The 12716-nt window shown below is 70.1% G+C and carries 13 protein-coding genes; 11 read left to right on the plus strand and 2 right to left on the minus strand.

Annotated features, from left to right (window positions below):
• Window positions 1–367 precede the first annotated feature (367 nt).
• Together HII36_RS48555 and HII36_RS48560 are read left to right on the plus strand one after the other, a co-directional pair.
• Window positions 368–763, plus strand: coding sequence for a hypothetical protein (locus HII36_RS48555; RefSeq protein ID WP_173530180.1), 396 nt, complete (start codon window positions 368–370; stop codon window positions 761–763).
• 184 nt (window positions 764–947) lie between these two features.
• Window positions 948–1901 carry a hypothetical protein gene (locus HII36_RS48560; RefSeq protein WP_173530181.1) on the plus strand — a complete coding sequence of 318 codons (954 nt, stop codon included), beginning with the start codon at window positions 948–950 and terminating at the stop codon, window positions 1899–1901.
• A 71-nt stretch (window positions 1902–1972) separates the two neighbouring features.
• Here the strand turns inward: HII36_RS48560 and ku are convergent, their stop codons facing one another.
• Entirely contained in the window at window positions 1973–2860 is an 888-nt protein-coding gene (gene ku / locus HII36_RS48565; RefSeq protein WP_173530182.1) for a non-homologous end joining protein Ku, read from the minus strand.
• A gap of 82 nt (window positions 2861–2942) precedes the next feature.
• On the opposite strand from ku, the gene ligD (HII36_RS48570) reads away from it, so the two are divergent.
• From ligD (HII36_RS48570) to HII36_RS48590, 5 genes are all read left to right on the plus strand, one after another.
• Entirely contained in the window at window positions 2943–3824 is an 882-nt protein-coding gene (gene ligD / locus HII36_RS48570; RefSeq protein WP_236004797.1) for a non-homologous end-joining DNA ligase, read from the plus strand.
• Between the two features lie 40 nt (window positions 3825–3864).
• Window positions 3865–4740 carry a non-homologous end-joining DNA ligase gene (gene ligD / locus HII36_RS48575; protein ID WP_173530184.1) on the plus strand — a complete coding sequence of 292 codons (876 nt, stop codon included), beginning with the start codon at window positions 3865–3867 and terminating at the stop codon, window positions 4738–4740.
• 33 nt (window positions 4741–4773) lie between these two features.
• Window positions 4774–4989, plus strand: coding sequence for a hypothetical protein (locus tag HII36_RS48580; protein ID WP_236004799.1), 216 nt, complete (start codon window positions 4774–4776; stop codon window positions 4987–4989).
• 63 nt (window positions 4990–5052) lie between these two features.
• Complete coding sequence (locus HII36_RS48585) at window positions 5053–5673, plus strand: TetR/AcrR family transcriptional regulator (RefSeq protein ID WP_173530185.1); 621 nt, start codon at window positions 5053–5055, stop codon at window positions 5671–5673.
• Between the two features lie 89 nt (window positions 5674–5762).
• The gene (locus HII36_RS48590; protein WP_173530186.1) at window positions 5763–5996 is read left to right on the plus strand and encodes a DUF3107 domain-containing protein; all 234 of its coding nucleotides are present in this window, start codon (window positions 5763–5765) and stop codon (window positions 5994–5996) included.
• 509 nt (window positions 5997–6505) lie between these two features.
• On the opposite strand, the gene HII36_RS48595 is transcribed toward HII36_RS48590, so the two are convergent.
• Window positions 6506–7150 carry a ferritin-like fold-containing protein gene (locus tag HII36_RS48595; RefSeq protein WP_173530187.1) on the minus strand — a complete coding sequence of 215 codons (645 nt, stop codon included), beginning with the start codon at window positions 7148–7150 and terminating at the stop codon, window positions 6506–6508.
• A 362-nt stretch (window positions 7151–7512) separates the two neighbouring features.
• Between HII36_RS48595 and HII36_RS48600 the strand changes: the two genes are divergently transcribed.
• The 4 genes from HII36_RS48600 to HII36_RS48615 all read left to right on the plus strand — a co-directional run.
• The gene (locus HII36_RS48600) at window positions 7513–9426 is read left to right on the plus strand and encodes a DEAD/DEAH box helicase (protein WP_217370902.1); all 1914 of its coding nucleotides are present in this window, start codon (window positions 7513–7515) and stop codon (window positions 9424–9426) included.
• Between the two features lie 350 nt (window positions 9427–9776).
• Complete coding sequence (locus HII36_RS48605; RefSeq protein ID WP_173530188.1) at window positions 9777–10667, plus strand: alpha/beta fold hydrolase; 891 nt, start codon at window positions 9777–9779, stop codon at window positions 10665–10667.
• A gap of 13 nt (window positions 10668–10680) precedes the next feature.
• Window positions 10681–11595 (plus strand): oxygenase MpaB family protein, encoded by a 915-nt coding sequence (locus tag HII36_RS48610; RefSeq protein WP_173530189.1) that lies wholly within the window; start codon window positions 10681–10683, stop codon window positions 11593–11595.
• An 83-nt stretch (window positions 11596–11678) separates the two neighbouring features.
• The coding region (locus HII36_RS48615) for an AfsR/SARP family transcriptional regulator (protein WP_173530190.1) at window positions 11679–12716 on the plus strand (1038 nt) is incomplete at its 3' end.

The raw sequence follows: 12716 nt of genomic DNA on the forward strand, positions 1-12716 counted from the left end.
GGAGTGGGGGGTCGGAGGGGGTTGGCACTATCCGACGGTGATCTACTACGGCCAGTCGCCACTCCAGAAACCGTCTGACCATGACCGTGCCACGGTTCTTTCATGCCCGCCCCTTGGAATTCGCGGGCATTCCCGCACCCCCTTTCGGAGGTGGCACAAATCCGGACATTTCGGCGTATTTCCTTGCATAAATGTCTAATGGATCTAACGACTACCCAAGCATGGGGCAAAAGGAGTGCTTCGTCGTTTATGCCACTCAACGCCGGAAAGTAAGACAAGCAGATGCACCTCTGCGTGACATCGATGGCACTCACCGTCATCGGCGGTAAATGCCGAAAGTGCAAGGAACCGTTCAGGGGGAAGCACAATGTCCAACCTCAAGAAACTGATGGCCTCCGCCACGATCACCACGGCCCTCACTGGGGGAATCGTGGGGCTCGGCGAAGCGGCCACCACGACTGCCGCCAGCGCGGCCACCGGTGTCAGCGCGGCCACCAACGTCTCCTCCAGCCCGAGTGTGCTGACAGGGCACCACCGGCACTGCCGCTGGCACAGGGGCCACGGCTGGGGCCACCGCTGGGGTGGCTGGGGCGGCTGGCACCGCTGGGGCCGCTGGGGACACGGCCACCGTCGGCACGGTCACTTCGTCAACCGCGTCAAGATCCGCCTCAACCTGGCCGAGAACCGGGTCCGCTGGACGCACCGCAGGGGCTGCCTCCACGAGCGCCGCGGCGGTAGCTGGGGCGGCTGGGGTGGCTGGTAAACCACTGACCCTGGCCAGGTAAACGGCTAGGCTGCTGCGAGGGCCCCGGTTTATCCGGAGCCCTCGCTCCCCCATGTAAGGGCATTTTCCGATGCCGGACCTCGCCATCCTCCGGAGCGGCGCGGCCCGGCATGTGGCGCGAAATGCAAATAAGGGAGTAGTTCATCCACAAGGAGCTACTCTCATGCCGTTCAACCGCGCATCGCACATCAACCGCGCATCGCATAAATTCGCCGCCATTCTGCTGGCGACCTCCGTTTCCGGCGGCGCCTTCGCGGGCATTCCCGCCTTCGCCGACCCCAGGCCCTCCGACGGCGCGGGCGACCGACCCTGGCGCGGGCAGGGCCCCCGGGGCGGCTGGCAGGATCTCGGCGACGTCGCCTCCGGCCGTCCGGCCAAGAAGGCGCCGCGTACCGCCAACAGCACGTGCGCCTACCGGGCGACCACCGAGTCCGACGTACGCGCCGAGGCCAGGAAGGGCGCCGACACCCTCGGCCGGATCTCCGAACGCGGCCGCACGCTCGGCGCCTGCCTGCCCGAGCAGGACAAGCGGTGGACCAAGGTGCTCGCGCCGGACGTCGGCAAGATCGGCTACACCCTGACGAAGAACCTGAAGAACCTGGGTTCGTCCAAGTTCATGACCCTGCCCCGCGAGATCGCGGAGAGCGGCGCGCGCGACCCGCGCACCGCGCAGCGCCCGCAGCCCGGCCAGCGCCCCAGGACCGACAGGACCGTCAGGACCGCCAGGGACGCCGGCCGCAGCGACCGTGACCACGGCTCGGTCCGGGGCGACCGCCGGTTCCGGGGCGATCGGGCCGTCAGGAACGACCGCGCCGTTCGGGGCAACCGTGCGCTTCGGGGCGACCGTCCCTTCCGCGATGACCGTCCCTTCCGTGACGACCGCGCGCTGAGGGACGACGCCCGCGCACTTCCCGAGGACCGGGCCATGAGAGGCGACCGGTTCATGCGAGGAGACCGGCCCATGAGGGACGACCGGCCCATGAGGGACGACCGGTTCATGAGGGACGACCGGTTCATGAGGGACGACCGGTTCATGCGAAACGACCGGCCAGTCCGAGGCGACCGGTTCATGCGAGGCGACCGGCCCATGCGGCCCGACCGCGATCCCCGCTTCTGACCGCTGGGACCACACCACCGACCCCGGCCGTGGAGCGCGTCACGAGCTCCACGGCCCAGGGGCGCCGGCTGCTACGCCGACTTCCTGGTCTTGCGCTTCGGCTGGGCCTTCTCCTCTTCCTTCTCCTTGGAGTCCTTGGCCCCGCCCTTGGCGGTCTTGCGCGGCTTGGCCGGCTCGCCCGTGCGCTCCCGCTTGGCGGCCTCGACGCTGGCCCGCAGCGCGGCCATGAGGTCCACCGCGGGTCCCGCCTCCTCCTCGGCCTCCGGCGGCGCGATGACCTCCTTGCCCGCCACCTTCGCCTCGATCACCTGCTGCAGCGCCTCGCGGTAGGTGTCGTGGTACTCGCTCGGGTCGAAGTCGGACTCCATCGTGGTGATGAGCGACTCGGCCATCTTCAGTTCCTGCGCCCGTACGTCGATGTCCTCTTCGAGGAAGGCGAAGTCGGGGGTGCGGATCTCGTCCGGCCACAACATGGTCTCCAGCACGAACACCCCGTCGCGGACGCGCAGCGTGGCCAGCGACTCGCGCTGGCGCAGCGCGACCTTGACCACCGCGACCTGTCCTGAGCTCTCCAGGGCGTTGCGTAGCAGCACGTACGGCTTGGCGCCCTGCGCGTCGGGCTCGAGGAAGTACGACTTGGCGAAGTAGATGGGGTCGATCTGTTCCGCCGGGGTGAACTGCAGCACGTCGATCCGTCGTGACGTGCTCAGCGGCAGGTCCTCGAAGTCCTCGTCGGTGAGCACGACCATCTCGCCGGTGGCCAGCTCGTAGCCCTTGGCGATGTCGGAGTAGGGGACCTCTTCGCCGTCCAGGGTGCACACGCGCTTGTAGCGGATCCTGCCGCCGTCTTCGCGGTGGACCTGGTGGAAGCTGACGTCCTTCTGCTCGGTCGCCGAATACAGCTTCACCGGGATCGTGACAAGCCCGAAGGAGATCGCACCCTTCCAGATGCTGCGCATGGGCACTCCTCAAGCCGTAGTGGGGCTCACCAATGGGCACATACCCGTCATGGGGCAACCAATGCCATACCCAATCGAACCAATGCTGGCCGTACCTGGGGAACTACCCTCCGATCGCGAGCGCTACGGCCTGGAGGTCAAGTGGGACGGCATCCGCGCCATCGTCCATCTGGACGGCGGACTGAGGGTGACAGGACGCCACGGAGCGGAGTACACCCGCCGATACCCCGAAATTTCGGGTTTCGGGATTAAGAACGCGATCATCGACGGCGAGGTCGTCGCCCTCGACCCCCACGGCCGCCCCAGCTTCAAGCGCCTGCAGCACCGCATGCACCTCACCGATCCCGAACCGGTGATGCTGGAGCTCTACCCCGTCACCTACCTGCCCTTCGACCTGCTCTACCTGGACGGCATCCCGCTGTTCGACCTGCCGTACCAGGACCGGCGCAGCCTGCTGGACGAACTGGACATCGGCGCGCCCCCGTACTTCCCCGGCGAGTCCGACCTGCTGTCCGCCACCTACGAGCAGGGGCTCGAAGGCGTGGTCGCCAAGCGGCTGGACGCCCCCTACCGCCCGGGCACCCGCTCCCCCTGGTGGATCAAGGTCAAGAACCTGAATGTGCGAGAAGTGGTGATCGGCGGCTGGAAACCCGGCAAGGGCCGGCGTGCGGGCGGGGTGGGCTCGCTGCTCATGGGCGTGTTCACGGCGGACGGCCTGACCTACGTCGGCCACGTCGGAACCGGTTTCACCGAGGCCGTGCTGGACGACCTGTACGCGCTGCTGAGCCCGCTGGAGATCCGGCACAGCCCGTTCAGCAACGAGGTCCCGTGGCGAAATCACTGGGTTAGGCCCGATCTGGTCGGGGAGGTGGCCTACACGATGTGGACCGACGATCAGAGACTGCGACACCCGGTGTGGCGCGGCCTGCGCCCGGACAAGCTTCCCGCGGAAGTGACCCGGTAGCCCCGACGTGACCACGAGATCTGTGCAGGAGGTGGCGCCCGTGAAGAAGGTTCCGGTGAAGGTCGACGGCCGGGAGCTGACGCTGAGCAACCTGGACAAGGTGCTCTACCCCGAGATCGGCTTCACCAAGGCCGAGGTCATCGACTACTACAGCCGAATCGCCCCCGTCCTGCTGCCCCACCTGAACGGCCGGCCGCTGACGGTCAAGCGCTACCCGAACGGCGTGGACGAGCAGTTCTTCTTCGAGAAGAACGCCCCCGACCACACCCCTGGCTGGGTCAGGACGGTCAACCTGCCCGCACCCGGCAGCACCAAGGGCCGCGAGAGCATCGACTTCGCGGTGATCGAGGACCTGCCGTCGCTGGTCTACTACGCCAACCTGGCCGCGCTGGAGCTGCACGTGCCGCAGTGGCGGGTGAACAAGAAGGGCGACGCGCAGCCGCCAGACACGCTCGTGTTCGACCTCGACCCCGGCGCCCCCGCCACCATCGTGGAGTGCTGCGAGGTGGCGCTGATGCTGCGCGACGTGCTCAAGTCCGACGGGCTGACCGCCTTCCCCAAGACCAGCGGCAGCAAGGGCATGCAGCTGTACGCCGACTGGGACCGCCGCGAGGAGCCGTCTGCGTACGCCAAGCGCCTGGCCCAGCTCCTGGAGAAGGAGCATCCGCGCCAGGTCGTCAGCGTGATGACCAAGAAGGCCAGGCCGGGCAAGGTCTTCATCGACTGGAGCCAGAACAACCCGGCCAAGACCACCGTGGCCCCCTACTCGCTGCGTGCCAGGCCGCGCCCGACGGTTTCCACGCCGCTGCTGTGGGAGGAGGTCGAGGGCTGCGAACATCCGGACGAGATGGTGTTCACCGCACCGGACGTACTCGCCAGAGTGGAGGAGCACGGCGACCTTTTCAGCCGGGCGTAGGCTGGGTTCGTCCGTACCAGGAGGGGGACCGACATGTCGGAGATGGACATCCGCGGGGACGACGGCTCCTACATCGAGGAAGACGCCGAGCTGCCGGTGGAGGCGCCCGAGGCCGATGCCGCCGAGCAGCACCGCGAGATCAGGGACACCGAGAACGGGCGGCGTCGCGAGGTGCCGTTCGACGTCGATCCGGCCGACGCCGCCGAGCAGGACCGGGTGGTGGATCTCGACGATGACGACTATCGCTGAGGTGTCGCCTACTCGCACGTAGGATGTCCGAACAGCCCGTTTGAGAGAGCAATGGAGACCCGCGTGACCGCAACCCCGGACACCAAGCCCCGGGGCACCCGGCTGCCCCGACTCGCCCGCCGCCGGCAGCTTCTGAGCGCCGCGCAGGAAGTGTTCGTGGAGAACGGCTACCACGCGGCCGCCATGGACGAGATCGCCGATCGGGCCGGAGTCAGCAAGCCCGTGCTCTATCAGCACTTCCCCAGCAAGCTGGAGCTCTATCTCGCGCTGCTCGACCTGCACGTCGACGACATGGTCAGCAGGTGCCGCGAGGCGCTGGCGTCCACGCACGAGAACAAGCTGCGGGTGCAGGCCACCTTCAGCGCGTTCTTCGACTTCGTCTCCAGCCAGGGCGAGGCGTTCCGGCTGGTCTTCGAGTCCGACCTGCGCAACGTCGCGGCGGTGCGCCAGCGCGTGGAGCGCATGCAGCGCGAGTGCGCGGAGATGGTCAGCGCGGTGATCCAGGAGGACACCGGCTGCACCAGCGACGAGGCGCACCTGCTGGGGGTGGGCCTGGTCGGCATGGCCGAGGTCAGCGCGCGCTACTGGGTCACCGCGCACGGCTCGATCCCCAAGGACGCGGCCGAGCAGCTCATGGCCCGTCTCGCCTGGCGGGGCATCAGCGGTTTTCCGCGTACGGCTTAACCCCGTTCGCTGGGCGCGATCATTCCCCACTTCCCGGTGCCGAGCGGCCACGATGGAGTGTGCCAGCCCCGTCTACCAGGGAGCCCAGGATGGAAGTCAAGATCGGCGTGCGTTCGGTGCACCGCGAAATCATTGTCGAGACCGACCTGACGGCCGATCAGGTCGAAGAGGAGGTCAGGCAGGCGCTGGCCTCTGATCGGGGCGGGGTGTTCGCCCTGACCGACGTGAAGGGCAGGCGCGTCGTCGTGCCCGTGGCCTCGCTCGGTTTCCTCGAGATCGGCGAGGACGAGGCCAGGCCCGTCGGCTTCGGCGGCACACTCTAGGCCGCCCGGGGTACGGCCCAACCGCCGTACCCCTTCAGGAGCCGCCACCGCCGCCTCACCTTGGCATCGGCTCAGGAGGCACTGGCCGCGCGGCGGGGCCGTGCGGTACGGCGGGGCTGAGGCGTGCTCAGCCGCGTGGTCGCCCGATGCGGCAGCCTCTCGGCCGCCGTCGCCGTGGGACCGGCTCCCTGCCCAGCTCGGTGGCCGGACAATCCGCGCTCTCCCTTCGCAGCACGGCGCGCGAAATCCAGCGATTCGGCCCACATCTCATCAAGGAACTGCCGTAGCGGCGCGAGGCCCTCATGTCTGGCACGCTACAACCGTTCCGTGCCCGCGCGCCCCCCGATCGGCAGACCCGGCCCATCCCGGCCGTCCCGACCCGCTCCGGCCCACAGCCGTTCACCACACGCTCACGGCGTGCTCACGGCCTGTTCACGACACGCTCACAGCCGGTTGACGGCGTGCGGCACGGCCTGCTCACGGCCTACCCGACCCCCGCGGCTTGCGGGTCAGAGGCCGAGGGCCGCCATGCGCTTGCCGTGTTCCTCCGTCAGCTTGGCGAACAGCCGCGAGATCTCCGCCTGGTCGTCGGCGCCCGGGTCGACCAGCAGCAACGCCAGCTCCGGCCGGGCCGCCGCCACCCGCTGGCCCTGGCTCAGCGCCTCGCCGACGAGCCTGCGCGCCCACAGCGCCAGCCGGGGCCCGGCCGTCGGCTCCGCCTCGATCCCGGCCCTGACCTGCTCCACCGCGAACGCCGAGCGGCCTTCGTCCACCAGCACCTCGTCGACCAGGCTGCCGATCGAGGGGTCGAGCCGCTTGGCCGCCTCGCGGTAGAAGTCGAGCGCGATGCCGTCGCCCACGTACGTCTTGACCAGCGCCTGCAGCCAGTCGGCCGGCTTGGTCAGCGCGTGCCAGGAGTCGAGCGCCTCGACGAACGGCGCCATCGCCGCCTCGGGGTCGGCGCCGAGCTCGGCGAGCCTGTCGCGGAGCAGGCGGAAGTGGGCGTATTCGGCCACGGCCAGCTCGCTCAGCGCCGCCCGGTCGGCCAGTGTGGGCGCCAGCGACGTGGCGTCCTCGGTCATCCGCGCGAACGCGCTGAGCTCCGCGTAGGCGAGCACTCCGAGCAAATCGACGACCCCTGGGGACTCCTTCATGGAAGGCAGCGTACTTCCGCGACGGGGGGCGTCGAATCTGCGGGAACATATGTAAGCTCGGCCAGCGTTGTGGTATCGAGTACACTGCTCTGTGAAAGTGCGACCGCACTGTGTTAATTCGGGGATTTAACCCGATAACCCCCACTCCCGGGCCTGCGGTCGCTGATGACGCGAGAGGGCTGGCTCTACCGCGAGGACCCAGACACGGGGAACGAACTTCCGCCCGTCGGTCCCGGCAGGCCCGCCTTCATTTGAGACTGAGGCAGGCCACGCTGACGACTTTCCGAGACCTCGGAGTCACACCAGAGATCGCCGATGCCCTCGAGACCGAGGGTATCGTCACTCCGTTCCCCATCCAGGAGATGGCGCTCCCGCTCGCCCTGAGCGGCCAGGACCTCATCGGTCAGGCTCGCACGGGCACGGGTAAGACCTACGCGTTCGGCATCGCCATGCTGCAGAGCATCGGCAAGCCGCGCAAGAACCGCAAGAAGCCCCGCGGGCTGGTCATCGTGCCGACCCGCGAGCTGGCCGTGCAGGTCAGCGAAGACCTCGTCACCGCCGCGGGCAAGCTCGGGTCCCGAGTTCTGACCGTGTACGGCGGCCGGGCTTACGAGCCGCAGATCGAGGCGCTCAAGGCCGGGGTCGACGTGATCGTCGGCACCCCGGGCCGTCTGCTCGACCTGGTCAAGCAGAAGCACCTCGACCTGAGCCAGATCACCTCGCTCGTGCTCGACGAGGCCGATCGCATGCTCGACCTGGGCTTCCTGCCCGACATCGAGCGAATTTTCAAGCTCATCCCCGAAGAGCGGCAGACGATGCTCTTCTCGGCCACCATGCCGGGCGAGATCGTCGCGCTGTCGCGCAAGTACCTGAACCGTCCGACGCACGTCCGTGCCGAGCACGACAGCGGCGAGGGCGAGGCCACGCCGCAGGTGCGCCAGCTCGTGTGGCGCGCGCACCGGATGGACAAGATCGAGATCGTCGCGCGGCTGCTGCAGGCCGATGGGCGCGGGCTCACCATGGTCTTCTGTGAGACCAAGCGGGCCTGCGACATGGTCGCCGAGCAGCTCGACACGCGTGGCTTCGCGGTCGCGGCCGTCCACGGCGACCTCGGGCAGGGCCAGCGCGAGCAGGCGCTGCGCGCCTTCCGCAACGGCAAGATCGACGTGCTGGTCGCCACCGACGTGGCCGCCCGCGGCATCGACATCGACGACGTCACCCACGTGGTCAACTACGACGCCCCCACCGACGACAAGACCTACGTGCACCGCATCGGCCGTACCGGCCGGGCCGGTCGCACGGGCATCGCGGTCACGTTCGTGGAGTGGGAGGAGCTGACCCGCTGGAAGATGATCAACCAGATGCTCGGGCTCGACTTCGCCGAGCCGGAGGAGACCTACTCCACCTCGCCGCACGTCTACAGCGAGCTGAACATCCCCGAGGGCACCAAGGGCGTGCTGCCGCACGCGGCCCGCTCCAGGGCCGGCCTGTCGGCCGAGCGTCTCGAGGACCTCGGCGAGACCGGCCGCACCCGCACCCGTGGCCGCCGTCGCGACGAGCGTGAGGAACGCGAGGAGCGTCCGGCACGCGCCCCGCGCCAGCGCCGCCGCACCCGCGGTGGCAAGCCCGCTGTCGAAACGCCCACTGTCGAAACGCAGGAGGCCGAGCTCGTGGACGCCAAGACGGAGGAGACGCCCGCGATCATCACCACCGAGGAGATCCAGGCCGCGGCCGAGCCCAAGCGGGCCCGTACCCGCCGCGGCGCGGCCAGTTCCGCCATCGAGCAGGCGCTGTCCGACACGCCCGAGGCGGCCGAGCCGACCGTGAAGCGCGTACGCGGCCGCCGCGTCGAGCCCACCGAGACCGAGGTCGCCCAGGTCGAGCCGGCCCGCGCCAGGCGCACCCGCGCCGAGGCGGCGCCGGTCGAGTCCGAGCCGGCCGAGGTCACGGAGTCCGAGCAGCCGGCGCGCACCACGCGGGCCAGGCGCGCGCGGGTCGAGGCCGAGCCGGTGTCCGAGTCCCTGCAGGCCCCGCAGGCCGCGCAGGCCCCGCAGGTGGTTCAGCAGCCGGTGGCCGAGCCGGAGCCCAGCTTCCTGGCCACGCCGCCGCCCCCGGTGCGCCAGGAGCCGGAGCGGATCATTCCGCCGAGCCCGTTCGCGGTGATCTTCCAGTCACCCGACCTGGCCACGGACGACGACGACATCGCGCCGTCCGCGGCCAGTGAGCGCAAGCAGCAGCGCCGCCAGCAGCAGCGCCGCCCCCGCCGCGCGGGCTGACGCGATCGGCCGCCAGGCCGACGATGTGCAGAGGCGCGCATCCCCGTCACGGGGGTGCGCGCCTCTTCACGTACCAGGCCCCACGTGCGCGGGGACGGGCGGGGGCGGGCCGCACACACCCTCCCAGGGCGCGCCATCACGCACCAGCCGCCGGAAACACCGCCCAGGTGGCCAGGAACCCCGGGAACGGGCCCGAGCCCGTCACGAGGCCGTGCAGGCCCGTACGACGGCCGTCGGGAGCCGTGTCGCGGAACCCGGGCGCCCGCATACGTCACAACTCCCCAGAACTCGCACCGGCGTAGTGCCTTAGCCAGTGTCGATGCGCTGACCTCTGGGTATTGTTGCCCCACGTGAGTACGCCGCGATTCCTCGACCTGCCTCCTGGCGTTGCACCACACAAGATCGAAACCTCGCAGGGCACCTTCGCCGCTCTGGAGGCGCTTCCGGTCAGTGGTGTCGTTGAGCGCTGGCCCGCGCTCCTGGTCCCCGGGCTGACCGGCAGCAAGGAAGACTTCATCGCGGTACTGATGACGCTGGCCCAGTCGGGCCGCCGGGTGCTGGCGGTCGATCTGCGCGGCCAGTACGAGACCCCGGGCTCCGACGACCCGGCCGCCTACACCTGCGCCGCGCTCGGCGCCGACATCGACCTGCTGGCCCAGGTGGTCGGCGACGGCGAACCGGTGCACCTGGTCGGGCATTCGTTCGGCGGCCTGGTCGCGCGCGAGGCGGCCATCGACGGACGCACCAAGTTCGCCTCGTTCACCCTGATGAGCTCCGGCCCGGCCGGGATCATCGGCAAGCGCGCCACCAACGGCAGGAAGATCATGGAAGAGGTGCCCGAGCTGGGGCTCGAGGAGGTCTGGCATCGCAGGTTCGAGCCCGAGGCCCTGTCGGCCGGCGTCTCCGACGAGATCGTGGCGTTCCTGCGCAAGCGGCTGCTGACCAATCACCCGACCGGGCTGTCCTGCATGGCGGAGCAGGTGCTCAGCATGCACGACCGCACCGAGGAGCTGCGCCAGGTCGAGGTGCCCACGCTGGTGCTGTTCGGCGAGCACGACGACGGCTGGCCGACCGACGTGCAGTCGGAGATGGCCGCCACACTGGGGGCCGAGTGCGTGGTCGTGCCCGGCGCGGTGCACTCGCCGGCCGTGGAGGCGCCGGAGACGACGGCGGCGGCCTTGATCAGGTTCTGGAACGCGGCAGAAAAGCACTTCTTGGACACAAGGTCCAATGCCATGTAATCATCTGCTTACTATGGCGAGCATCGAAGAGATCGTCGTCCAGCCGCCGCAGAGCGCGACCTGGCAGGTGCACCTCGACCGGGCCATGTGGGTGGGCGGGGTCCGCGGCCTCATGCTGCAGGCGCTGCACCCGCTGGCCATGCGCGGCGTCTGGCAGAACTCCAACTTCCAGGAGGACCCGTTCGGCCGGCTGCGCCGCACCGCGGACTTCGTCGGCCGGGTCACCTTCGGCACCCCCGCCGAGGCCGACGAGATCGGCCGCCGGGTGCGCGGGATACACCGCCGGCTGCGCATCGACGATCCCGACACCGGCCGCACGCATCGGGTCGACGACCCCGAGCTGCTGCTGTGGGTGCACTGCGCGGAGGTCTCCTCGTACCTGGAGGTGGCCAGGCGCGGCGGGCTCGGGCTCACCGAGCGCCAGGCCGACCGCTACCTGTACGAGCAGCGCAAGAGCGCCACCTACGTCGGCCTGCACCTGGAGGACGTGCCGGGCTCCTGCGCCGAGATGGACGCCTACTTCAAGCAGGCCAGGTCCGCGCTGCGGGTGACCCCGGAGTCGGCGGCGACCGTGCGGTTCCTGCTGTGGCCGCGCCTGCCCCAGGAGCTGCGGCTGCTGTCGCCGGGCAAGCCCGCCTACTTCCCGTTCGGCGCGCTTTGCTACTACACGCTCCCCGACTGGGCCAGGCGCATGTACGGGGTGCTGCCCGAGGTGCCGCGTGCCACGGTGACGGCGGGGCTGAGGGCGTTCAGGCTGGCCATGAACTCGCTGCCGGAGCACGTGCACGACCGGGCGTTCATGCCCGCCACCAGGGACATGCTGAGCGCGGCCAGGGAGCGGCTGGGGGCGGCGGGCTACGACGTCTCCCGAGGGCTCAAGGGCCTCACCGACCCGCGCCGCTGGCCCCGGGCCCAGGCCGCCGCCTGACGCCACCCCCTCGCGGGGTCCCCGGTGAGAATCGGCCTTGCGTCGTTACAATGCCGATTCCGTTGAAGGGATGGGGGCTCCGCGTGGCGTTGGAGATCGGATTCCTCGGCCCGTGGCAGGTCCTGGCCGGTGAGGCGCCCGTCCGGCTCGCCGGGCAACGACGAATCGGCGTGCTGGCCAGACTCGCGCTGAACGCCGGGCAGGTCGTCCCCGCCGAGCGGATCCTCACCGACATCTGGGCCGACGGCTCCGCGGCGACGGCGGCCAAGCAGCTCCACATCGTGATCTCCAAACTCCGCGAAACCCTCGCACCGCACACCACCGAAGAGATCATCAAGACCGTGCCCGGCGGCTACCGGCTCGCGCTCGAACCGGACCACGTCGACGCCCACCTGTTCGCCCGCCTGGTCGAACGCGCCCGCACCGCCCAGGCGCAAGGAGGCGGCGCCGCCGCCGACAACCTGTTCCGCACCGCCCTGCGGCTGTGGCGGGGCGAGCCGCTGGCCGAACTGGCCGCCCCGTGGGCCCGGATCGAAGCCGCCCGCCTGGCGGAAGAGCACTTGACCGTCCTGGAGGACCACGCCGAGCTCCGCCTCGCCGCCGGCGACCACCACGCGGTGGCCGCCGACCTGGCCGCGCACGTGCGGGCACATCCCCTGCGCGAACGCCCCGCCGCCCAGCTCATGCTCGCCCTGCACCGCGCCGGCCGCCCGTCTGAGGCGCTCGCCGTCTACCAGGACACCCGCCGGATCTTGGTCACCGAGCTCGGCGTCGAACCCGGCGCCGAGCTGTGCCGCCTGCACCAGGCCGTCCTGGCCAAGGACCCGGCCCTCGACCTGACCACCCCGGTCCAGCGGGTCGCGGTCGGCCGGCCCCCCGTCCCGGCCGAGCTGCCCGCCGGCACCCACGCCTTCACCGCCCGCACCACCGAGATCGACCGCCTGCGTGCCGCACTCGGCCCCGACGCCGGCCCGGCCCACGGGCCCGCCGTCATCGTGATCGACGGGCCCGGCGGCATCGGCAAGTCCGCCCTGGCCGTCCACGTCGCCCACGCCGTGGCCGCCCGGTTCACCGACGGCGTCATCTATCTCAACCTGCACGGATCCACCCCCGGACTCGAC

The sequence above is a fragment of the Nonomuraea antri genome, assembly GCF_013283785.1.
Taxonomy (GTDB): domain Bacteria; phylum Actinomycetota; class Actinomycetes; order Streptosporangiales; family Streptosporangiaceae; genus Nonomuraea; species Nonomuraea antri.

What these genes read in the sequence shown, in the direction of transcription:
- HII36_RS48600 (WP_217370902.1), top strand. Translation starts at nt 7,513, where the DNA reads ATGGCGCTCCCGCTCGCCCTGAGCGGCCAGGACCTCATCGGTCAGGCT.
- HII36_RS48580 (WP_236004799.1), top strand. Translation starts at nt 4,774, where the DNA reads ATGTCGGAGATGGACATCCGCGGGGACGACGGCTCCTACATCGAGGAA.
- HII36_RS48595 (WP_173530187.1), bottom strand. Translation starts at nt 7,150, where the DNA reads ATGAAGGAGTCCCCAGGGGTCGTCGATTTGCTCGGAGTGCTCGCCTAC.
- ligD (WP_236004797.1), top strand. Translation starts at nt 2,943, where the DNA reads ATGCTGGCCGTACCTGGGGAACTACCCTCCGATCGCGAGCGCTACGGC.
- HII36_RS48610 (WP_173530189.1), top strand. Translation starts at nt 10,681, where the DNA reads ATGGCGAGCATCGAAGAGATCGTCGTCCAGCCGCCGCAGAGCGCGACC.
- HII36_RS48590 (WP_173530186.1), top strand. Translation starts at nt 5,763, where the DNA reads ATGGAAGTCAAGATCGGCGTGCGTTCGGTGCACCGCGAAATCATTGTC.
- ku (WP_173530182.1), bottom strand. Translation starts at nt 2,860, where the DNA reads ATGCGCAGCATCTGGAAGGGTGCGATCTCCTTCGGGCTTGTCACGATC.
- HII36_RS48560 (WP_173530181.1), top strand. Translation starts at nt 948, where the DNA reads ATGCCGTTCAACCGCGCATCGCACATCAACCGCGCATCGCATAAATTC.
- HII36_RS48555 (WP_173530180.1), top strand. Translation starts at nt 368, where the DNA reads ATGTCCAACCTCAAGAAACTGATGGCCTCCGCCACGATCACCACGGCC.